Below are 22,731 nucleotides of genomic sequence, written 5' to 3' on the forward strand. Positions count from 1 at the left end.
GGACAAAGAAATTAAAAAAGCTGAGTCGGTTGATAGTGGTACGGAAGCAGAAGTCGAGCCAAAAGCATAAGCAAATATCAAAAACCAAAAAAAAAATAAAAGTATAATGATCTCACGCTACACCCTGTTTATTACCGTACTATTTATTGGCATTATTGCCTTGCAATACGATTTTTGGTGGAGCAAAACAGGTTTTTTTGCCACGCATGAGCTGGAGGAACAGGTAAGTGTCAAGCAGCAAAAAAATAATGAACTTCTAGCGCGTAATATGCATTGGTATGCAGAGATTGTCTCTTTGCGTCAAAATGACTCAGTACTTGAAGGCATGGCACGCGTTAATCTTGGTTTTATAAAAAATGGTGAGGTTTTCTATCAAATCGTCACACCGCAGGATAAAAGAGTTTCATTGCAGGAAGATAATTAATGAAAAGAATTCTGGTGATTCCGGCAAGCGGGGTTGGTAGCCGCATGAATCAAGATATTCCTAAACAATATATCAAATTGGATAATGGGTTGACGATTCTTGATACGACAATTTCACGCCTGTTAAGTGAGCCTTTTTTTGATTTGGTTGTGGTGGCACTTAATTCAAAAGACCGTTACTGGAAAAACTCAATTCATATCAGTAATGCACGCATTAAGATATGCGCTGGTGGCAAAGAACGCAGTGATAGTGTGCGTAATGCTTTGATGGCATTAAAAAATGTAGCCAGTGATAACGATTGGGTTTTTGTGCATGATGCAGCAAGGCCTTGTGTGCGTTTAGATGATGTTAGAAGGCTTTATGCAGCTATTCGTGTCGAAAATGCCATAGGTGGCATTTTAGCAACGGCAGCCTGTGATACCGTTAAAGCAATAGATGAGGCGTTTAATATCGTAAAAACGCTCGATAGAACAAAGATTTATCTTGCGCAAACGCCGCAGGTGTTTTGTTATCGCACTTTATTGATGGGATATTATTTTTGCTTGCACAATAATATCGCTGTAACTGATGAAGCATCAGCCGTTGAAGCGCTTGATCATCAGCCTATTCTTATTGATGGCGATAAGCGTAATATTAAAGTCACTACATCAGAAGATCTGGTGCTTGCCAATTATTTTTTGTCGACACTGAGTTGAGTTGAATTATTTTCAATATGCATAGCTCTCTGAGGGAAAGGAATTTCAATATGATGTTCATCAAAACAAAGTTTTGTTTGCTCGGTTAACGCCCACTTTGTTTCGAGGAAGTCAGCACGCTTTGTCCAATAGCGAACCAACAGATTCACGCTACTATCAGCCAATTCATCAACGCGTATAATAGGTGCCTTGCCTTCTTCTTTAATAATGTTCTCATTATTGTTTACAAGTGCTTGTAGTAATGACTTTGCTTGTTGTAAATCGCTGCTGTAACCAATACCAATAATAAAATCATTGCGTCTGAATTCGTTGTTAGAAAAATTAGTAATAATACGTGAGGTTACTAAGCTATTAGGTACTTTAACTTGACGCCCATCACTGGTACGCAGTGTGCAAAAGACAAAATTGATTTCTTCAACCGTGCCAGAGGTGCCACCCATGTCGACAAACTCCCCAATTTTAAACGGGCGTGTCGAGACAATCATAATCCCTGAAACAATGATATTAGCAGAAGTTCTAAGTGACATACCAATACCAACAATAAGGGCGGTAATCGCGGCAGTCACTGGGGTAGTGGATATGCCCATTTCACTTAGTGCGATTAAAATGACAAAAATAACCAAAAAGATATGTAATATCTGCATTAAAAACATCGTTACCGCTTTATCTAGCTTGGTTTTAAACAGTAACTTTTGTGTGGTTGAACGAATAATTCGGGCAACAATAAGACCAATAATAAGAATGATTAAAGCAAGAACGATGCTTGGTAGGTGTTCTAAGATAAGGGTTATAATCCATTGAAAGTATTGGTTAATATTCTGTGTGTAAAACTCCATTAATTATGTCCTTTATATAAAGATTAATTGATGAAGTTAAAGTTACAGAAATTAGTAAATAGTGCAAGTAGAAATATAAATTAATGGCACTACCTTAAGAATTAGCTTATAAATATAGGCTTGCAACGAACTTAAACCTATCATCCCTGACAAAAATGGATTGCCGCGCATCCATGCTCGCAATGACACCTTCTGACTCGTCATCCTGAGCTAGGATGGCGTGAGGATCCAATGCGAAGCTGCCATGGATGGTTAGTGATCCTGCTAAAGGTAGTGCCATTAAAATATAAATAAGTATAAAAGTAAATAGATGCTTAGTTAACTACTTCATTGATTTGATGGTCACTGGTGATATCTTTTTTATCATGAATGTATTTATTCAAAATGGGGCGTGATAGCCACATGATTGCGGCAATAATCAAGGTAACAATACCGATTTGTGCAAATACACCAGTGTATACATGAAGACTTTCTAGTGTGCTTAAGGTCACGCCAGTCGGTGGCGAGGTCATGTTCCCTACAAAGGCACCTAGAGGGCCCGCAAGCATTGAGGTTAAGAACCAAATGCCCATAACAAAACCAGACATAGCGCGTGGGCAAAGCTCAGCAACCATGGCAACACCTAAGCCAGAAACTAATAACTCACCCGTAGATTGTAAAGTATAAGTCAACACCATCCACCAAGGTGAAGCAAGACCGGTTTCAGCTGCGGTAAAGCGTGGCAAGTAAAGCACTAAAAAGGCAAGCCCACACAAAGTCATACCAAAGCAAAACTTAGTGACATGTGTGCCAGGTAGTTTTCGATAAATTACAGCCAGAATAGGTGATGCAATGATGATCACTAATGGGTTTAATACCTGATAAGAAGCTGCAGGAATAGTCCAACCAAAGAAATTATTATCAATGTTATGAACGGCAAAGAATGTGAGTGAAGTTGGCATCTGGTTATAAAGGACAAAGAAGACAATTCCTTCAAGAATTAATAAAAATGCAATAAGCATGCGAATGCGATCAGAGCCTTTTAAGCTCAATGCCGTTTTTAAGAAATATAAAAAACCGCCGGCAACTACAATGTAAACGATTGTATAGCAGACAGTGGTATGAGGAAGTAGTTTACCAAACACAATAACAGCAACAATTGAGGCAACAATAATGGTGATCAAGCGACCAAAAATCATTGGCTTTGCGCCTGCTTCAGTTGATATAGAGCCTAAAACTTTATAAAACACAAAGTAATTTAAAAGACCAAGTAATAAACCAAAAGCACTAATCCAAAACGCAGCTTCCCAACCATAGGCTTGTGCTGCAATTGGGGCAATAAGCATAGAAACGAAAGAGCCTAAATTAATTGCCATATAGTATAAGGTCATCGCGCCATCTAAGGCTGGATCGCCTTTTTCATATAGCTTTGAGATAAGTGAAGATGGATTTGCTTTGAATAGTGCATTACCGACGATAATCCCACCAAGCGCATAAAAAATAGTGCCTTTAGTCGACATTGCTAATGCTAAATATGAAATAAATAAAACAATCGCACCAAGAGCAACTGTGCGTTTTGCGCCTAAGTATTTATCACCAACGTAACCACCCACCCAAACAAAGCCATAAACAAAAGCGGAGAAAGAACCAAAAGTATAAATACTTAACTCTTGGCTAAAGCCTAAGTGACTGACAAAGTAAAGTGCTAAAATGGCTTGGGTTGCGTAATAACCAAAACGTTCCCATAATTCAATTCCCCAGATCACCCAAAATGGTTTAGGCAGACCTCTAGAGGCAATAACCTCATTTGACATGTAGTTTCTCCCGTATTTTTGATAACATTTAGAGTCAGAAGTTATATAAAACGCTAATAAAATTGCCATGCATAACAACTAATCATGATGCATAGTAATTCTCTAGGTTATATGTTTTGACCTTCTTCCGCTCTGGAGTTATTTATAAATCCTTTTATCATTAAAAGCAACCGAAAATAAGTAAACGACTGTAAATTTACTTCAATTTGTGGTTGATTGATGGCTTTGATACATTTTGTATGATAACTCTTAGTGTTGCTGTTGCGTTTTTATGTAATTGTATTACGAAAGATGCTGTGAGCGCTGATATTAGATGACAACATTTCAACCCACTTTAAATCTATCATCCCTGATAAAATGGATTGCCACGCATCCATGCTCGCAATGACACCCTGTGACTCGTCATCCTGAGCCAGGAGGGCGTGAGGATCCAATGCGAAGCTGCCATGGATGGTTAGGGATTTTCCAAGGTCATGCCATTAGTTGCCAAAATAAATTAATTTGCCCAAGTATCTCTAAGGTTAACAATTTGATTAAAGACAATATTGTTAGCGCTATGTTCAATTTGATCAGCACAAAAATAGCCTAAACGGTTGAACTGAAAACGTATTTCGGCTTCAGCTTGTGCTAATGAGGCTTCAAGCTTGGCATCGTTGATAACCACTAAAGAGTGGGGGTTTAAGCCTTGCTCTAAATTGTCTAAGGCGGCGGGGCTTTCACAGTTGAATAGGCGGTCATATTGTCTGATTTCGGCATTGATGCAATTATTAGCATCCACCCAATGGAGCATCCCTTGTGGTTTGATACCATCGTTTGGTTTTTTACCACCTAGCGTTTCTGGTAAATAGCGACATTTTAACTTAGTGATGTGACCTGAGTCATCTTTTTCAAGATCATAGCATTCGATCACATATGCGTTTAATAAACGCGCACGTCCATTTAAAGAGAGCTTTTTATGACCCTTTTCTAACTGTTCTATGAAGTCATCTTGTTCAATATAAATATGCTTTGAAATAGTAATATCTCTGCGTCCAAAATCCGGGTTCTGTGGGTGATTTGGTACATTGAGTACTTCGTTGTTTAGGTCATCGATCTCAACTAATAACGGCCTCAACACGGCATTGCGACGCTCAGCCGTTTTGTTTAGATCATTGCGAATGACCTCTTCAAATAAGCCGTAATCAGTAATCGAATCTTGTTTTGAAATACCTACAAGATCAATCAAACGACGAATGGCAGCAGGTGTCACACCGCGACGGCGTAATCCGCGAATGGTAGGCATTCTCGGGTCATCCCAGCCAGAAACAAGCTTATGCTCAACAAGATATTTTAATTTGCGTTTGCTGGTGATGGTGTAGTTTAAATTCAAGCGTGAGAACTCAATTTGCTGTGGTTTATTCTCAAATCCACACTTTTCAACAACCCAGTCATACAGTGGACGGTGATCTTGAAACTCAAGGGTACACAGTGAGTGAGTGATTTTCTCAATAGCATCAGAGGCAGCATGCGCGAAATCATACATAGGATAAATACGCCAAAGCTCGCCAGTATGTGGGTGCGTTACTTTCTTAATGCGATAAAGTGCAGGATCACGCATATTGATGTTGCCGGCACTCATGTCAATTTTAGCACGTAATGTACAAGTGCCTTCATCAAAGAGACCTTGACGCATTTGTTCAAACTTTTGTAAATTTTCTTCAACATTACGTTGGCGATATGGACTATCTTTACCCGTTTCAGTTAGGGTACCCCGGTGAGCGCGCACCTCTTCGACCGTTAAATCACAAACATAAGCATTACCATCTTTAATTAGCTTAACTGCTAGCGCGTAAAGTGTTTCAAAATAGTCAGAGGCATAGAAAAGATAATCTCCCCAATCAAAGCCAAGCCATTTGACATCTTCTTTGATTGCCGCAACAAATTCTGCTTCTTCATTAGCGGGGTTAGTATCATCAAATCGTAAGTGGCAAGGTCCTCTTTGGTAATCTTGTGCCAAACCAAAGTTAAGACAAATCGATTTGGCATGTCCAATATGTAAGTAGCCATTGGGTTCTGGTGGGAAGCGTGTGATTACCTTGCCATGCGTTTTATTGTCAGCAAGATCTGTATCAATAATATTACGTATAAAATTGGTCTTGTGTGCAGTTTCAGACATTATTTACTCGAGTTTATTTTTAGTTAACCGCGCTATTGTAAAGTGCTTTATCAGTGAGCTCAATAGCAAGCTTAGTAAAGCGAATAAAATTTTGATAAAGTTGGTTAGAGTGGGTTGTTCATTTATCTTTGGCATATTATTATATTTATGTACAAAACAATGGAGAATTTACAAAAATGCTACTTGATCAGTTGAAAAAATGCGGAATTAATGAAACAAAAGAAATATTTCACAATATTTCTTATGAAGCCTTGTATGATCACGAAACGTCAGCAACTACTCAAGGGTATGAAAAAGGTGTTGAAACGGCCACTGGTGCTGTTGCTGTAGATACTGGTAAATATACCGGACGTTCACCAAAAGATAAGTTTATCGTTGAAACGGCTGAGGCTAAGAAAAATGTTTGGTGGGCAAAAGATGGCTCAGACAATAAGCCATTGTCTATTGAAAGCTGGCAGCATTTAAAATCATTAGCAACAACACAGCTTAAGGATAAGAAACTTTATGTGATGGATGGCTTTTGTGGTGCGAACCCTGAAACACGATTATCTGTGCGCTTGGTGACTGAGGTTGCATGGATGGCACACTTCTTTAAAAATATGTTTATTCGTCCAACGGCAGATGAGCTTAAAAATTTCACCCCAGATTGGACGATTTTAAATGCGTGTAAAACAAAATGTGAAGATTATCAAAAATGGGGTTTAAATTCAGAGACTTTTGTTGCATTTAATATTGCTGAACGTATGACGTTAATCGGTGGCACATGGTATGGTGGTGAGATCAAAAAAGGTATTTTTTCGATGATGAATTACTTCTTACCATTGCAAGAAATCGGTTCTTTCCATTGTTCTGCAAATGTCGGTAAGGCGGGCGACTCAGCCTTATTCTTTGGGTTATCAGGCACAGGTAAAACAACGCTTTCAGCTGATCCAAAACGTGAGCTTATCGGTGATGATGAGCATGGTTGGGATCATGATGGTATCTTCAACTTAGAAGGTGGTTGTTATGCTAAAACTATTAATCTATCTAAAGAAAATGAGCCAGATATTTATCATGCGATTCGTCGTGATGCATTACTTGAAAATGTGGTTTTAAACGATGATAAAACCATTGATTTTGCATCAAATGCTAAAACTGAAAACACGCGTGTTTCGTACCCAATCTATCATATTGATAATATTGTTAAGCCAGTATCTAAAGCCGGACACCCAACTAAAATTATTTTCTTAACCTGTGATGCTTATGGTGTGCTACCTCCTGTGTCAAAGCTATCGATTGAGCAAGCAATGTATCAGTTCTTATCCGGTTATACAGCAAAAGTTGCGGGTACTGAGCTAGGTGTTAAAGAGCCAACAGCGGTATTCTCATCATGTTTTGGGCAGCCGTTTTTATTGCTCCACCCAACAAAGTATGCTGAAATTCTAGGTAAGAAAATGCTTGAGCATGGCGCCAGTGCCTATTTGGTTAATACCGGCTGGACCGGTGGTGGTTATGGCAAAGGGCATCGCATTTCAATCAAAGATACACGTGCAATTATTGATGCGGTACTTGACGGTTCGATTGATCATGCGCCATTGCACAAAGATGAAGTATTTGGGTTTGAGATTCCACAAGCTTTGCATGATGTTGACAGTAATATTCTAAATCCACGCAACACTTGGACAGATAAAGCGGCTTATGATGCTCAATATCAACAGCTTGCTGAGATGTTTGTCAACAACTTCAAGAAGTTTACTAATAATGACTTAGGCAAAAAGTATGAGCAATACGGCCCAAAGTCTGACGCCTTGGTTTAATTTTGACTTAAATCAGGGAACAAATAGAATAAAACCCCATGGGCGTGAGCCCGTGGGGTTTTATTTAATATCCACTGGATCAATATCAATTGTGATTTTCACTTTTTTACGCGCAAACTTAATGTCATTACTAACAGCATTTAACAGTTGTTGCAGCTGTTTGCGTGTACTTGCTGTCAACATCAACATAAAGCGATAATGTCCGGCTTGTTTGATATTAATTGCGGGTAATACATGCGAAATTTGACAGTGTAATTTCGTTAGTTCATTAGAGTTTACAAGTGCATGATTTAGTTGCTGTAATGCGTGCGTGCAAGTTTGTGTCTTGCTTGCTTGGGCGTAAATATATGCCTGATAAGAGAAGGGTGGATAGTTGAGAAGCTTACGTGTTTCAAGGCTATGTTCTAAAAATTTCTTATAATCAGCCTGTAGAATCAGCTGCAATACAGGGTTATCTGGCTGATAGGTTTGAATATAAACATCCCCAGGCTTATTGCCACGTCCTGTTCTGCCTGCGACTTGGATAATCAATTGTGCTGTTTTCTCAACGGCATGAAAATCCTGGCTATAGAAGCCAGCATCGGCATTGATAATGCCGACAAGGCTGACATTTTGAAAGTCATGACCTTTGGCAATCATCTGTGTGCCAACGATAATATCAATATGTTGTGATTTGATGTCATTAAGCACATTTTCAAGGAAGCCTTTTTTCTGCGTTGAGCTGCGATCTAGGCGCGCGATATGAGCAGTTGGGAATAGCAGAGTTAATTCATCTTCTAGTTTTTCAGTACCCTGCCCAATGTCAGATAAATTGTGTGATTGGCAATTAGGGCATTGCAGAATAATCTCACGCGCTTTGCCACAAAAATGGCATGCCAGATGCTGAGGTTTAGTGTGTAAAGTATATGGCTTTTCACATTGATTACAGTTGGCACACCAACCGCAATCTTGGCAGATTAAGCTATGGGCAAAACCGCGACGATTGATAAATAATAGCACTTGTTCATCGTTAGCAATCGTTTGTTTGATTTTATCAATCAAAATGGGGCTTAAGCCTGCTTGTGTTTTACTTTTCTGTAGGTTAATAATATATACTTGATTATTGACTTGATTCAATGCGCGATTTTTTAAGGTTAATAAATGATATTTGCCACTTAACGCATGATAGTAACTTTCTAAAGATGGCGTGCCACTGCCTAGGATAATTGGAATATTATATTTTTGCGCTTTGACAATCGCGATATCACGTGCATGATAGGTAGGTATGTTTTGTTGCTTGTAGGAGGCATCATGCTCCTCATCAACGATAATCATGCCAAGATTTGGGGTATCAAATAAAAGACCAGAGCGTGTCGCGATGATAATATTAATCTCAGCATTTTGCACTCTAACAAATAGCTCAAAGCGTGTTTGATCAGTCAGCTGCGAATGAATAGCCGCAATAGGCTCATTGAAGTTTTGTTCAAAGCGCATCAATGTTTGTGGGGTGAGGTTGATTTCAGGCACTAACATCAATACTTGTTTACCGCTTAGAATCACGGGCTTAATGGCTTCAATATAAATTTCCGTTTTGCCACTTCCGGTGACGCCAAAAAGCAAAAAGGTTTTAAAGTGATGAAGATGCTTAAGAACAGCATCAACAGCGCTTTGTTGTGCAGTGTTAAGTGTGCGTGGTGTTATTGCTGTTGTGGCGTGAGCTCTTGGAAGGAGCCTATGCTTTGATTGTGTGATGATATTTTTGTTGATGAGCGATCTAATCGTTGCCAATGTTATCTCATGACTGATAAAGGTATCATGTGAGACACTGTCATGTTCACGCAATAATGCTAGTGCTTTATTCTGCTTATGTGCATTCTTAGCAGGCTTAAAATCATTACTATCTGCATTGTTTAGTGTGTAAATGATTTGCTTGGTGCACTCTGGCTGTTCTTTTTGTAAATAGTGTTTTGGTAGTGATAACCTTAAGCTTTGATACAAGGTACATTGATAGTAATTAGCAAGCCACTTAATAAGATCAATAGCTTGTGTTGATAACAGTGGCTTATTATCAAGGGTTTTAATGATCGGTTTGAGCTTCTCCTTGGGCAAACTCACTTTGGGATTGATTTCACTAATCACACCAATCACCTTTCGAGTGCCAAGTGGCACGATGACACGCGTAAAAGGTATTGCTATTGCTGGCAAAGGGTACAGGTAATCAAGCCCCTCCGTAAAGGGACCATGCACTAGAACACGAACAATTGTCATATGTCATAAATCTTATTTTTTAATCATGTGATTAGCAAACATAGCAACAAGGGTGATTAAAGCTCCAATGCTTAATACATAAGCAGGTGCTAGTAAGTTACCACTGACTTTAATTGCGGTAATAACAATGGTTGGTGTTAAGCCACCAAAAACAGCAAAGCCTAAGTTGTAAGCAAAGCCAATACCACTGTAACGCACATCTTGTTTGAAAGCATCAATAAGCATTGCGGGGATATTACCCCAACATAACGCACAAACAATCGCACTGACGATGATGGCAATAAAGTAAATATCTTGATTCTGTGTGTAGATGTGATAAATGAAAAAACTGCTAATTATAGTGATAATAGTGGTCAGTAATAGAATCAATTGACGATTGATCTTATCTGCAAAAAATCCAACGATAATGCACAAAATCGACAGAATGATCACCCCTAAGCTATTAATCCAGACAAAGTTTTTTAAGTGTAAGTTTAAGATGGTGCCAAAGTATGCTGGAAGTAATAAGAATAATGTCACAAAGCATAATGCACCAAATGAAACAATAATTGTGGTGTAGACTAAGTTCCAACCATGGGTGTGCAAGACTTTGGTAATTGGGAAAGTGTATTCTTTTTGGATAAAGGGTTGAAAGTCCTCAATATCCATTAACTGTTTACGTAGATAATAAGCAATAAAGCCAAAGATACCTCCTAAAATAAAGGGTATACGCCAAACATGCATAAGCATTTGCTCATGGCTAAAAAACTGCAACAATAGTGCTTCAACGATAAAACCAATGGCAACACCAGAAATTAAAAAGCAAAAAACAAAGCCAGTCATAAAGGCTTTTTTATCAGGTGCTGATTCACTGACATAGGTAATAGCTCCTGGGATTTCTCCTCCAACAGAGAAGCCTTGTGCAATACGGCAAATGACTAATAAAGTCGGGGCTAACATACCAACGCTTTGATAAGTAGGTAAAATACCAATGACAAATGTTGATAGTGCCATTACCAAAATTGAAATGGTAAAGGTTTTCTTGCGCCCATATTTATCGCCAAAATGTCCAAAGATAATGCCACCAAATGGGCGTGCAAAATAGCCAACAGCATAAGCACTAAAGGCGATTAAGAGTGAGTTAATCGCTGAATGCGTTGGAAAGAAAAGTTGTGATATATAGCTAGCAAGTAGCGCATAGATAATAAAATCATAAAATTCAAGCATGCCGCCTAAGCTTGATAATAATAGAATTTTACGTTGATTTTTGTTAAGCATAGATTATTAAAGATCCATATTGAACACTAAGGTTGTAATATTCTATCAATGAAAATTTTACGTAGCTAGTTATATTATTTTTATATTAAAAATTCGATAATTTATATGACAATCTGGATTAATGAGAACCCCTCCAAAATTAGTAGCTTAGATCTGCTAAGGTCAACATCTATTGCAATGGATTGCATGCATCCTGTGGCAAAGACATTGCCATTATGATAGGGGGTTCGATAATCTAGCTTGTTAGAATGGCGATCTACAAGGAGTTAATAAAAAATCCGGAGTTTTCAGTAATTTATGCATTGAATTATTTTGCTATACTTAATCAATTGATAATTTAAGTTGCGAGAATCTAATGATGAAAAGGATCATCCACTTAACCGATACCCATTTAGGCTATGAAAACCTATCCTCAGTTATGCGTGATTTAGTCACACGTATTATCTTTACCAAGGAGAAGGCGAGTGATTATATTATTGTTATCACGGGTGATATCGTTGAAGATGCAACAAAGGATGGTGCTTATGATGAGGCATTAGCGCAAATTAATCGCTTAAAACGCGCCGGATTTCATGTGCTTGTTATTCCGGGCAATCATGACTATGGCACAGGCTCCATTGGTTATAGTGGTTATGTTGCCGCATTCAAACAGGCTTTTTATGGCAGTATTGATGTGCAGTATCCAATTAAAACGGTAATTGATAATATTGCTTTTTTGGGACTGGACTCAATGGCAGAGGAGCTGCACTGGTATGATCGATTGTTTGCTGAAGGGCAGTTGGGTGAAGCTCAATTACAGCGTTTGGATGGTTATTTAAGTCATGATGTGGATATTAAAAATGCAGAGTATCGTGTGATCTATCTGCATCATCATCCCTTTTCACCACGACCATTCCATCATTTAAAAGATTCAGATGATTTAGGCAAGATATTAAAAGTGCATAAAATTGATATGCTGTTATTTGGGCATAATCACGATGGTTTAGTATGGAGTGGTAAGTGGGGTATTCCTAGAGTGTATGATGGTGGGACATCGACTGGCAAACAAGGCAAGCCTTCACCGCATCGCGTGATAGACTTATCAAAACATCCGGCATTTGATTATGATGCAAAATTTTAGTTAATCACAGGTGTGTAATTCCAGTTATTTATGGTCAACGAATAATGTTTTGCGTATAGTATCTGCCATTGATCATGACCAATAAAAATCAAAAAAACAATATGAAAATTGCAATTATGGGGGCAATGCCCGAAGAAATTACGCCAATTCTTGCTGAATTAGACACTTATGAAACCAAGGAATATGCTAATAATACCTATTACCTAGGGCACTATTATGGACATGAGCTAATTATCGCCTATAGCAAAATCGGTAAGGTGTTTTCAACATTGACCGCAACCGTGATGATAGAGCATTTTGCTGCAGAAGTTTTGTTCTTTTCTGGCGTTGCTGGTGGCGGTTCGGCGGATGTGCAAGTGGGGGATATCGTCGTTGCTACACAAACGGTGCAACATGATATTGATATCACTGCATTTGGTCGCCAAAAGGGTGAAATTCCAGGTAGCAAAGTATTTATCGAAACCTGCCCGAGTTTAACATCAAAGCTAAAAGAAGCGGCAAATACGCATGGCATTGCTTTAAAAGAAGGTGTTATTGCGACGGGGGATCAGTTTATTCATAGTAAAGAAACTAAAGAGAGGATTGTGAAGCACTTCAATGCACAAGCCATTGAAATGGAGGGCGCGAGTGTTAATCTAGTGTGTCATGAGTTTAATGTACCTTGCGTGATATTGCGCGCCATCTCAGATACAGCAGATGGTCAGGCAGTGGAAGACTTCCCGCAATTTGTTGAAGAAGCAGCCAAGCAATCAGCAACACTTATTTTATCGTTGGTAAGATTATTATAAGATAAATGTATAAAGTGAGAATAATCAGATTTTAGGGCGTATTCAATACGCCCCTACGGTAAATACATTCATCGTAAATCATTTTGCAGCATTTGATTGTATTCTGGTTTGTGATGAGCATTCAATTAAATAAAAGAATAAAAGGAAAAAACAATGCGTCCAAGTCAACGTCAAACGAATGAAATGAGAAAATTAACGGTAATTCATCAATTTACCAAACATGCGGAAGGCTCAGTGTTAGTATCTTTTGGAGATACCAAAGTATTATGTAATGCCTCGGTATTGAAAGAAGTCCCTAAGTTTTTAAAAGATGCTAATCAAGGTTGGTTAACTGCTGAATATGGTATGTTGCCACGTTCAACGCACTCAAGAATGGATAGAGAGGCGGCAAGAGGTAAACAATCAGGTAGAACCCAAGAAATCCAACGCTTAATCGGTCGTGCTTTACGTGCTGCAGTAAACTTGAATGCGTTTCCAGGGATTACAATAAAAGTAGATTGTGATGTCTTGCAAGCCGATGGAGGCACAAGAACGGCGGCGATTACTGGGGCTAGTCTTGCCATTGAAGATGCAGTGAACTATATGCAAGCAAATGGTTTAGTCAAAGAAGATGCCAAGCCGATTCAAGCACATGTTGCTGCTATTTCCGTCGGTGTCTATAAAGAAACGCCAGTGCTTGATTTAGACTATGCTGAAGATTCAGATGCTGATACTGATATGAATATCGTAATGACGCATGATGGAGGTATTATCGAGATTCAAGGGACGGCTGAAGGCACACCTTTTTCAGAGGAAGATTTTGCACAAATGCTTGCTTTGGGTAAAAAAGGGATTAATGAGATTTTCAAGCAAACACGTAATTTACCGTAGGGGCGTATTGCAAATACTCAAAGTTAATGCAAACCCCGTAGGGGCGTATTGAATACGCCCACGAATACGCAATATATGTAGGGGCGTATTGTATACGCCCTAAAAAACGTTGGAGTAAAAACCATGATTCGCCTAAGCCCTTTATTACAGGCTTTTCTAAGTGTTGAAAAAAACAAAACGGTACATGCTGCCGCTGACGCCTTGTTTTTAACGCAAACTGCAGTTACACAAAGAATAAAGCAGCTTGAAGAGAAGCTTGGCGCATCGCTTTTTATTCGTTCACGAAAGGGGATGCAATTGACCGAAGAAGGGCAAGTACTGCTTAGGTATTGTCATGATATGCAAAATTTAGAAAACAGCTATTTGCATAGCTTAAATATGAGCGACAGTAATCATATTATTGCCTTAAAACTTGTATCTTCCTCGACATTAATGAAAACACGGATTGTGAAAGTAGTGACCGCGATTGCTAAGTTATACCCGCAATTAAGGCTGCATTTACAAATTCAAGATATTGAAGCGCGACATGAGTTGTTGAAAACAGGGCAAGTTGATCTGGCGATTGTTAACAATCAACAGGTTTCAAAAGAGATGTGTACAAAAGAGTTATCTCCAGAGCGTTATGTTTTTATCGTGCCTAAGGCGTGGAAAAAACGCGCAATTAAAGACGTTGTTCTTAATGAAAATATTATTGATTTTGACGGTAGTGATGATATTACGTTTTCCTATTTGGCAAAGTATGACTTATTGCAGTTTGCACGCAAAGATCGACACTTTATCAACTCCCCTGACCAATTAGCGCAATTGGTTGGCTTTGAGCTTGGTTATACGGTCGTTACAAAGCAGTTTTTTGAGCAGTATTGTGATCAGACTAAAGTAGCCATTCTTAACGGTAATTGGTTTTATGATCATGAGATTTCACTGTGTTGGTATGACCGTGGCGTATTGCCAAGTTACTTTAAAGCATTAATTGATGCAATTAATTAGACCGTCCCCTGAGCGAGGTCGAAGGGGAAAGGCAGCAGATGGCTTCGACTAACGTTCAGCCAACATGTGCAAATATAGCTTAGAATCCGGACTCTTTCACCCAAAGGATAAGGACTTGTTGCCATAAACGTGCGGCAAGTGACTTTCGCTCAATATCAATAAATACCTTGCCTCTGACAACATGCGGTAATTTATAAGGAAGTGGAGAATTAAGGCTTAATAAAATTAAAAAAACATTCTCCTGCGGTGTGAGCTTCCCTTCTTTATCAGGATTAACTGCAATACTACCACCAAAATTTGATGCGTGATATGCACTTAATGGAGCGGCTTCATGGATATAGCTTAAGTTTGCTTTGTTTTCATTCTGACTTTTGAAAACACTTGATTGTGAGCTCACAATATATCTAATCTCAACGGGTATTTTAGCAAGATCAATATTCTCAGGGACAAAATAACCCTTTTGATTAAGCTTTAATTGATCCTGATCATCCGCCGTTGTATAAGCACGTAGTGCTGCATATTCTAAATAAACAAAGACAAAATGTAGTATAATAAATCCTTATAAATGACTGACTATTAAAGCGACAATGGCAAAGGCTAAACAAGCAATTATTCTGACTGAAAAACAAAGACATATTCTGTCAAAACTGCATACATCAAATACGGGACAATATCGCTATAAACTAAGAGCCAAGATTATTCTTGACAGCGCAGATCATAGACGCACAAAAGATACACTTTCTGAGTTGAATATAGTAGCTAGCACGGTAGGCAAATGGCGTGATCGTTGGAATAATGCTTCAGAAAAACTTGCATGCCTTGAACGAGAAGAAATAAAAGGTATTGAGTATGAGCGAGCTATATGCGAAATACTTGATGATCTACCTAGAGAAGGAACACCTGCAAAGTTTAGCGCAGAGCAAATTTGTAAAATTATAAGCGTTGCTTGCGAAGCACCAGAAAAATCAGGGCTTCCTTTAAGTCATTGGAGTTTACCAAGTTTGGCTGCAGAGTTAGTTAAACGACAAATAGTGGACAGCATTTCAATTTCCCAACTACATGTTTTTTTAAAATCAGGCAGATATAAAGCCCCATAAGGTAAAACAGTGGATACACACACCCATTGAGGATCAAGCCACATTTGATCATGAAGTAGCGCAAGTGTGCAACACCTATCAAAAAGCATATGATGAAAAGGACAATGACATGCTTCAAGTGGTCAGTTGTGATGAGAAAACAGGGATACAGGCATTGGAGCGTCAAATCACTCCAATGAATCTGGATCATTGTGAACGCGTTGATAACAGCTATGAACGCCATGGCACACAATGTTTAATTGCAAATTTTGATATTGCTTCAGGTAAAATAATTGCTCCAACCATAGGTGATACCAGAACGGAAGAAGATTTCAAGAATCATGTCGAGCAAACAGTGCAAACGAAGCCTAAGGCTAATTGGGTTTTCGTTGTTGATCAATTAAATACGCACATGTCTGAAGCGTTGGTTTTGCTAGTGCTTAATTTGTGTGGTATTACTGGGGTGGATATTGGTGAAAAAGGCAAACATGGCGTGTTGAAAAACATGCAAACACGTAAAGCGTTTCTTGAAGATAGTTCACATCGTATTCGGTTTGTATATACACCGAAACATGCTTCATGGCTTAATCAAGTTGAGATATGGTTTAGCATTTTGGTTAAGCGATTACTTAAACGTTTATCTACGAAGTCAACAGTTGAGCTTAAAGATAAAATAACGGCATTTATTGGGTACTTTAATGATGTATTGGCTAAGCCATTTAAATGGACATATAAGGGGAGAGTTCTACAGGCGACATAATATTTACTTATTTAAAGGATGAGGTAGTAGTTGCAAATTTTGATTATTGACAATCAGCATTAATGCTTGCTTTGCTTTAAGCCAGGCATCGGGCTGCAAATCTTCAGACAACGATTCAACAATACCATCAAAAGGCGCGATAAACCTTAACTTGTCTTGTTGCTTTTGTAGTTGAGTTAATTGGGTTTTAGTGTGATTAATTTGTGTTTGCAGTACTTGCTGTTGATCCAATTTGGTTTGAAAATGGACGCTATTTCTTTGCTGCCAAATCAGTTGTTTAAGTTTTTCATTGGCTTGTGCAATCTGAAAATCAAGTTGATCAGATGTTAGTTGTGCTAAGAGCTGCCCTTTTTTAACGCTATCTCCTTTTTTAACATTGACAGATATCACGCGTGCCGCGATCTCGGTATAAATTGGCTTGGTTTGATAAGACAAAGTTGCGGGCAATGAAACTTGTGACTGCCATGGAATAAAAAATAAACCAATCAGAATCAAGAGAATAATCGATAAAATTAAGGTATTTTTATTAAGTGATATATTAGCTTTCATACTCCACCAGATTTTTAGTTCGCGATAAATGGGGTGTAAAATAAAGTAAACAATTTCAATGACAAATAAGATAATGCCTAACGCCTTAAAAAATAAGTAATAGACCATGATCGCTATCCCTAAGAAAAGGACAAAGCGATAGATCCAAGTCAATATAGCATAAGTAATTAAAACACGTTGACGCGCTTTAGAAAACTGCTCAGGTGCAGGCGCGTTAAGCCCAAATAATATTTCACGCAATTTCCATTTAGTTAGTGCAAAGGCGCGTGTTTGCAAATTACGCATACTTAAAATATCAGAAAGTACATGGTAGCCATCAAAGCGCAAAAAGGGGCTGATGTTGATAATATAGGTTGTCATTAAGCTATAAGTTGCGAGAAAAAAGCAAATACTTTTGAGTGCGCCTTCTGGCATGAGTAACCACGCGCACAACGCAAAGATCGCAATATATGTCTCAGTGATAACGCCCGCTAATGCAATGGTAACGCGCTCTTTAGGATCATTGATCTTCCAGCTTTCACCCGTGTCAGTGTAAAGCATTGGAAACATCACCAGAAAAGCGACCCCCATGGTTGGCACATTCAGTGCGTATTTCTTGCACATTAGTGCATGTCCTAACTCATGGCAACTTTTAGCAAGGATTAATGCGATACCATAAAGTATGATATATTGTACGGAGAAAAGTGCGAAAAATGTATGCGTAAATTGATCCCATTGTCTCAATGTAAAGATAATGGCAATAATCCCTAATAGTATCATACTAAGTGCAAAGCCTTTACCAAGTGCAAAACGCATATAAGGATAAATAGCATTTAAAAAACGATTGGGTTTCACTAAGGGAATACGAAAGAATAAATAGTTTTTGGCAAGCCATAAAAACCAGTTCATTTTTTTAGGTGTTTGTGTTTCATTAATGGTTTTCATGGTGCTGTAAGTCTGCTCAATCAGACAGTTTTGTGACAAGAACTGCAATATTTGCGTGATATCATCCTTGCTAACTTGTACAAGTGAGTTTGATTTAACCGCATTGATTAATGCATCAGGGGAAATATCCTGCCAGAAGCGTAGTATCTCGTGCTCGCGCCAACCAAGATGAAAAAAACGATTGTTTAAAAGATCTTGAATAACCCATGTCGGGCTGTTATTAAAGTCCATGCCTCCTTTTTGCAGGGTAACCCCTTCACGCAATGGTGGCAGAATGTCTGGTAATTCTGATTTCATTGGCATTTGCATAATTTACCACCCAAAAAATTGTCGTAAGGTTGTGATTGGTTTGCGAAACAGATAATAAAACAAACTAACATTATTACCCATTAATTTGGCGGTTCCTTGACTGCCAATCTTAGGTGTATCTTGATCTACGTTAATACGTGCAATGACCTGATAGGCTAAGATTTGTGATGGGGTAATCGTTGCTTCAAAGCTTGCATAATCAACGATACCATAGACAGGGTTGAGTGGGTCAGCATTTAAGAACAGTTTTACCTTATCACCTTTGTTAAAGTTAATGGCATCAGCAACAGGCAACCATATTTCTATCTCAACCTGTCCAGGTGTTGCCACTTGCATGACATTTTCACCGGTTACAACGGGTTTGCCAAACCATTGGTTAGGTGTATCAATAATGGCAATCCCATTAATGGGGCTTTTGACATCGGATTCACTTATCAGATGTGCAGTGTAGTCAACCTCAAGTTTCTTTTCTTGCATGAGCGCTTGCAAAACTTGAATTTCAGCGCGCTTTTCAATGTCCTGATAACTGCTTTGAACTGCTGTTTTATATTTAGCTGTAGCTGTGGCAAGCTCTTTTCGTGCCAATTCATTGGCATTAATAAGATCTCGTTTATCCATATCAAATAAAACCTCACCTTGCGTAACATGTTGCTCAGGCTTTACAAAAACGGTTTCAATCACGCCTTCCATCGGTACAGTAATAATCGTAGGGTCCTTGGCAATAATGGTAGCGGGTGCTAATACACTTTGGGGTACACGTATAAACATTGCCAGAAATGCAGCTATCACTATCATCCAAATAATACGACGCTTACGACTTTTAAAGTAATAAGCAAAACGACCTAAGATAGTGCGAGGTTTGCTTAAATGAAGCCATGCTTGTTTGTATGAGTGTGCGATCCAATCAAATTGTTTAAACTCATTTTCCTCAGGTAATGCATTGTTTAATAGCAGCACACCTCCAATAATTTCTTTGTGACTATTACGAAAAAAATAAAAGGTTGCATATTTGGACAAGGGTTCTAACCATATTTTATTCACTGCTTCAACTGACGTCTCACTATCAATAGTTTGTATATCAGAATTTTGTGCATAATAAGTAATGAGTTTGTCAATAAACTGAATGGCTGATATTTGATAAGGGCTTGTTTTGTTCAAACGAGTAATGCCAGACACACTCTTGATTTGAATATGTTTATTTTGCCAAGAGCTCCATACCAATGCGCGTTGATAATCAATCACAACCTTACTTTGGTGGGCGATGAAAAATGCAAGTTCATTGAGCTTGTTAATTTCTCTTAACTCTTGTTGCAAGGAAAGTAAGTTAGCTAAAGTATCTTTCATGTTGCCTACTCCTTACTCATCATTGCTTGTGTGTTTGTCGTAAAATAGGCAATACCACTCATGCCAGAGAAAAGCATTTGTGGCTTGAGCTTGTCAGTTGAGTCTACAGGCATGAGCTTACCATAGATTAATATGGACTGACTTGCTGGGTCAATTTGACCAACGATCTTTGTTACTGTGGCTTGAAAATATTTGTTAGGGAGTTCATCTAAATGTAAGGTAAAAGGCGTATGCACGTTGACATGTTGTAGCCAGGTTGATGGGATATACATTTTAATCTCAAGCTCACGATTATCGATGATATCAATTAAGGGATCATCTGTCTTAACCGTCTCGTTTTCTTGAGCAGATTGATGGACAACTTCGCCGTGATAGGGTGCTAAAACCTGACATTGTTTTTGTTGGAATTTCATGATGTTCAGATCTGCCTTGGCAATTTCAAACTGGCTTTTTGCTTTAGCAAGCTCAATTTTGCTTGCTGAGTTTAAGCGCATAAGCTCAGTTGTACTATCTAGTTGTGCTCGAGCTGCATCAAGCTCGGCTTGAGCACGTTTGCTTTTTAAATCAACTTCTTCACAATCAAACTGTACAAGTACATCACCTTGTTTGAATTGATCTCCTGGGTGAAAGTTGATTTTCTGAATAACACCTGTCATCGGACTCGATAGTGAAGCCTTTTGTATGGGAAATAAAGAGGCATATGTACTATTTGATTTGTCATGCGTGTTGATTGTTGGAACTGTTTCACCAGCATATATAAGGCTTGTTATGAGCAAACTGCTATAGCAAATGATGGCTTTGAACATGGCAACTCCCTGTTAACTGAGGTCTGATTTGATCTGCTTTTTAGCGTAGTAATAACTCATGACTTAAACAATGGGTAATAACTTTTTCTTATGTGCGAATTTGACGATAACAATATGGCAAAGTACGTATTCAGTACGTGTTTTAAAATGACAGAGATTTAACTAAACTAATGATCAATTTCAACAGTAATTAAAACAAAGAGAGTTTGTTATGCAGCAGAGTAATGGATTTAGTTTGACAACACGCATTATTCATATGATTGGTTTTGAATCATTTGCGATTATTATTTTTGCTCCTGTAGCAGCATTGGTATTAAATAAGAGCATTGTTGAAGTGGGTGTGTTAGGTGTAATTATTTCATTGATGGCAATGCTGTGGAATTTTATCTACAATTGGGCGTTTGATCATTATGAGGCAAAGCTTGGCAAAGACCGTTTTAAGCGAAGTGTCATTACACGGACAATACACGCATTAGTATTTGAGTTAGGGCTTCTCGTCGTCACCATTCCACTGGTTGCTTATTGGCTTGATATGACATTATGGCAAGCATTTATTGTTGATATTGGTTTTGTCGTATTTTTCTTGGTCTATGCTTTTGTCTATAACTGGTTATTTGACTGTATATATCTGCAATTATCGCGTAGAGCAATCGCCTAGAAAATGTCGCTAGTTAATCTTATGAATTTTGACAAGCTTAATCATATTGTTTTCAACTTTCTTCACCTCAATAATAAACCCATTGATTTTAAGGCAGCAATTGCCAATCGGGATTTCACGTAATTCATCTATAATAAATCCAGAGATGGTTTTAGCGCCTTGGGTTGGTAAATGTAAGTGTAAATGGCGGTTAATCTCACGGATAGTGGTATCTCCAGTGGTGCTATAAGTGTTGTCTTTGCCGGTTTTGATATGCGTTTCAAGATTATATGTATCGGCAAATTCGCCAACGATTTCTTCAATAATATCTTCAACGGTAATAATGCCTTCAATTTCACCATATTCATTCACCACAGTGGAAAAACGCATGCCTTTTTGTTGGAAATTAATTAACTGAAGTTTAATAGAAATATGATCAGGAATATAATAAGGTTCTTTGAGAAGTGCCAAAACTTCTTCGTAGGTAGGGGTATCATCGGTGGCAATAAACTTTAATGCCTCACGTGTAAGAATGATGCCAGCTATGTTCTCAATGTTTTCATAGCAGGCAATCAAAATAGAGTGCTTAGCATGAATGATTTGATGAATGATTTTCTCAATATCAAGGCTTAAGTTGAGATATTCAACTTTGTGGTGTGGGATCATCACATCAGATACTTTGATCTGATCAAGCTCTAATACGCCTAAGAGCATATTTTTGTTTCTGGGACCTAGTTTGCTTTTGGAGTCGTGTACTACCGAATGAATCTCATCACTGCTTAATGGTTCAGCGGTTTCTTTGTGCTTTATTTTGAGTCCAGCTAAGCGAAATAAAAGATTAGCAAAACCATTTAATAGCCACACCAGTGGATAAAACAAAATCAACAAAATGAGCAATAAAAAAGATGCAGGAAACGCTAGTTGTTGAGGAAAGAGGGCTGCCAATGTCTTAGGGATGATTTCGGCAAATAACAAGATAACAATGGTTAATATAACCGTTGAGATAATCATACCAATGTGACCAAAATGTTGCTCGGCATAGCTAGTTAAAATGGCTGAGGCAATGATATTAGCAAAGGTATTCCCAACAAGAATCATGCCTAATAAGCGATCAGGGCGCTTAATAAGATTTAAACTGCGCTTAGCTGCTTTGTTTTTACGTTTTGCCATGTGACGCAATTTGTATTTATTTAACGACATCATTGCAGTTTCTGAGCCTGAGAAAAAGGCAGAGCATAAAATTAAAATCGCCAAAAGAATAAGTGTAAAGCTAAGATCCATTATAAGTTAGTAGGTGTTAAATTTATCTCATAGCTATCATAGCAATCAGCTGTCCGAGGCGCATTATTTTTATTGTT

The 22,731-nt window shown here is 38.3% G+C and carries 20 protein-coding genes; 10 read left to right on the forward strand and 10 right to left on the reverse strand.

Features of this window, described 5'->3' with window-relative positions:
• Positions 1 to 106 precede the first annotated feature (106 nt).
• Together ACZ5V8_RS04265 and ispD are read left to right on the forward strand one after the other, a co-directional pair.
• Positions 107 to 424 carry a septum formation initiator family protein gene (locus ACZ5V8_RS04265; RefSeq protein ID WP_464218487.1) on the forward strand — a complete coding sequence of 106 codons (318 nt, stop codon included), beginning with the start codon at positions 107 to 109 and terminating at the stop codon, positions 422 to 424.
• Positions 424 to 1,119: a 2-C-methyl-D-erythritol 4-phosphate cytidylyltransferase gene (gene ispD / locus ACZ5V8_RS04270; protein ID WP_464218488.1), complete on the forward strand. Its 696-nt coding sequence runs from the start codon at positions 424 to 426 to the stop codon at positions 1,117 to 1,119. The genes ACZ5V8_RS04265 and ispD overlap by 1 nt, the downstream gene beginning before the upstream one ends.
• Here ispD and ACZ5V8_RS04275 read toward each other — a convergent pair.
• The 3 genes from ACZ5V8_RS04275 to ACZ5V8_RS04285 all read right to left on the reverse strand — a co-directional run bounded on the left by ACZ5V8_RS04275 (position 1,095) and on the right by ACZ5V8_RS04285 (position 5,906).
• Positions 1,095 to 1,955: a mechanosensitive ion channel family protein gene (locus ACZ5V8_RS04275; protein WP_464218489.1), complete on the reverse strand. Its 861-nt coding sequence runs from the start codon at positions 1,953 to 1,955 to the stop codon at positions 1,095 to 1,097. The two genes, ispD and ACZ5V8_RS04275, sit on opposite strands and share 25 nt — an antisense overlap.
• A 314-nt stretch (positions 1,956 to 2,269) precedes the next feature.
• Positions 2,270 to 3,748 carry an oligopeptide:H+ symporter gene (locus tag ACZ5V8_RS04280; protein ID WP_464218490.1) on the reverse strand — a complete coding sequence of 493 codons (1,479 nt, stop codon included), beginning with the start codon at positions 3,746 to 3,748 and terminating at the stop codon, positions 2,270 to 2,272.
• A 496-nt stretch (positions 3,749 to 4,244) separates the two neighbouring features.
• Positions 4,245 to 5,906 carry a glutamine--tRNA ligase/YqeY domain fusion protein gene (locus ACZ5V8_RS04285; protein ID WP_464218715.1) on the reverse strand — a complete coding sequence of 554 codons (1,662 nt, stop codon included), beginning with the start codon at positions 5,904 to 5,906 and terminating at the stop codon, positions 4,245 to 4,247.
• 173 nt (positions 5,907 to 6,079) lie between these two features.
• Here ACZ5V8_RS04285 and pckA point away from each other — a divergent pair, with 173 nt between their 5' ends.
• Positions 6,080 to 7,699 carry a phosphoenolpyruvate carboxykinase (ATP) gene (gene pckA, locus ACZ5V8_RS04290; protein WP_464218491.1) on the forward strand — a complete coding sequence of 540 codons (1,620 nt, stop codon included), beginning with the start codon at positions 6,080 to 6,082 and terminating at the stop codon, positions 7,697 to 7,699.
• A 60-nt stretch (positions 7,700 to 7,759) separates the two neighbouring features.
• Here pckA and ACZ5V8_RS04295 read toward each other — a convergent pair whose 3' ends face one another.
• Positions 7,760 to 9,946, reverse strand: coding sequence for a primosomal protein N' (locus tag ACZ5V8_RS04295; protein WP_464218492.1), 2,187 nt, complete (start codon positions 9,944 to 9,946; stop codon positions 7,760 to 7,762).
• Between the two features lie 12 nt (positions 9,947 to 9,958).
• Complete coding sequence (locus ACZ5V8_RS04300) at positions 9,959 to 11,203, reverse strand: MFS transporter (protein WP_464218493.1); 1,245 nt, start codon at positions 11,201 to 11,203, stop codon at positions 9,959 to 9,961.
• Positions 11,204 to 11,558: 355 nt separating this feature from the next.
• Here ACZ5V8_RS04300 and ACZ5V8_RS04305 point away from each other — a divergent pair, with 355 nt between their 5' ends.
• The 4 genes from ACZ5V8_RS04305 (at position 11,559) to ACZ5V8_RS04320 (ending at position 14,968) form a co-directional block, all read left to right on the forward strand.
• A complete protein-coding gene (locus ACZ5V8_RS04305) occupies positions 11,559 to 12,323 on the forward strand; it encodes a metallophosphoesterase family protein (RefSeq protein ID WP_464218494.1) in 765 nt (254 codons plus the stop codon).
• A gap of 74 nt (positions 12,324 to 12,397) precedes the next feature.
• On the forward strand, positions 12,398 to 13,111 hold the full coding sequence (locus tag ACZ5V8_RS04310) for a 5'-methylthioadenosine/adenosylhomocysteine nucleosidase (protein WP_464218495.1): 714 nt from the start codon (positions 12,398 to 12,400) through the stop codon (positions 13,109 to 13,111).
• A gap of 153 nt (positions 13,112 to 13,264) precedes the next feature.
• Positions 13,265 to 13,981 (forward strand): ribonuclease PH, encoded by a 717-nt coding sequence (rph, locus tag ACZ5V8_RS04315; protein ID WP_464218496.1) that lies wholly within the window; start codon positions 13,265 to 13,267, stop codon positions 13,979 to 13,981.
• Positions 13,982 to 14,104: 123 nt separating this feature from the next.
• Complete coding sequence (locus ACZ5V8_RS04320; protein WP_464218497.1) at positions 14,105 to 14,968, forward strand: LysR family transcriptional regulator; 864 nt, start codon at positions 14,105 to 14,107, stop codon at positions 14,966 to 14,968.
• A gap of 79 nt (positions 14,969 to 15,047) precedes the next feature.
• On the opposite strand, the gene ACZ5V8_RS04325 is transcribed toward ACZ5V8_RS04320, so the two are convergent.
• Positions 15,048 to 15,365, reverse strand: coding sequence for a hypothetical protein (locus ACZ5V8_RS04325; RefSeq protein ID WP_464218498.1), 318 nt, complete (start codon positions 15,363 to 15,365; stop codon positions 15,048 to 15,050).
• 190 nt (positions 15,366 to 15,555) lie between these two features.
• On the opposite strand from ACZ5V8_RS04325, the gene ACZ5V8_RS04330 reads away from it, so the two are divergent.
• A complete protein-coding gene (locus tag ACZ5V8_RS04330) occupies positions 15,556 to 16,065 on the forward strand; it encodes a helix-turn-helix domain-containing protein (protein ID WP_464217022.1) in 510 nt (169 codons plus the stop codon).
• A 64-nt stretch (positions 16,066 to 16,129) separates the two neighbouring features.
• Complete coding sequence (locus ACZ5V8_RS04335) at positions 16,130 to 16,804, forward strand: transposase (RefSeq protein WP_464217023.1); 675 nt, start codon at positions 16,130 to 16,132, stop codon at positions 16,802 to 16,804.
• A gap of 3 nt (positions 16,805 to 16,807) precedes the next feature.
• Here the strand turns inward: ACZ5V8_RS04335 and ACZ5V8_RS04340 are convergent, their stop codons facing one another.
• Genes ACZ5V8_RS04340 through ACZ5V8_RS04350 form a run of 3 tightly spaced genes read right to left on the reverse strand, consistent with a single transcriptional unit; the run spans position 16,808 to position 20,736 of the window.
• The gene (locus ACZ5V8_RS04340; RefSeq protein ID WP_464218499.1) at positions 16,808 to 18,574 is read right to left on the reverse strand and encodes a hypothetical protein; all 1,767 of its coding nucleotides are present in this window, start codon (positions 18,572 to 18,574) and stop codon (positions 16,808 to 16,810) included.
• 15 nt (positions 18,575 to 18,589) lie between these two features.
• Positions 18,590 to 19,930, reverse strand: a complete 1,341-nt coding sequence (locus ACZ5V8_RS04345; protein ID WP_464218500.1) for an efflux RND transporter periplasmic adaptor subunit — start codon at positions 19,928 to 19,930, stop codon at positions 18,590 to 18,592.
• Between the two features lie 5 nt (positions 19,931 to 19,935).
• Positions 19,936 to 20,736 (reverse strand): efflux RND transporter periplasmic adaptor subunit, encoded by an 801-nt coding sequence (locus ACZ5V8_RS04350; protein WP_464218501.1) that lies wholly within the window; start codon positions 20,734 to 20,736, stop codon positions 19,936 to 19,938.
• A 211-nt stretch (positions 20,737 to 20,947) separates the two neighbouring features.
• On the opposite strand from ACZ5V8_RS04350, the gene ACZ5V8_RS04355 reads away from it, so the two are divergent.
• Positions 20,948 to 21,394, forward strand: a complete 447-nt coding sequence (locus tag ACZ5V8_RS04355; RefSeq protein WP_440615589.1) for a PACE efflux transporter — start codon at positions 20,948 to 20,950, stop codon at positions 21,392 to 21,394.
• Positions 21,395 to 21,403: 9 nt separating this feature from the next.
• On the opposite strand, the gene ACZ5V8_RS04360 is transcribed toward ACZ5V8_RS04355, so the two are convergent.
• Positions 21,404 to 22,654, reverse strand: coding sequence for an HlyC/CorC family transporter (locus tag ACZ5V8_RS04360; protein WP_464218502.1), 1,251 nt, complete (start codon positions 22,652 to 22,654; stop codon positions 21,404 to 21,406).
• Positions 22,655 to 22,731 lie beyond the last annotated feature (77 nt).

The organism is Cysteiniphilum sp. GTC20157, assembly GCF_055396795.1.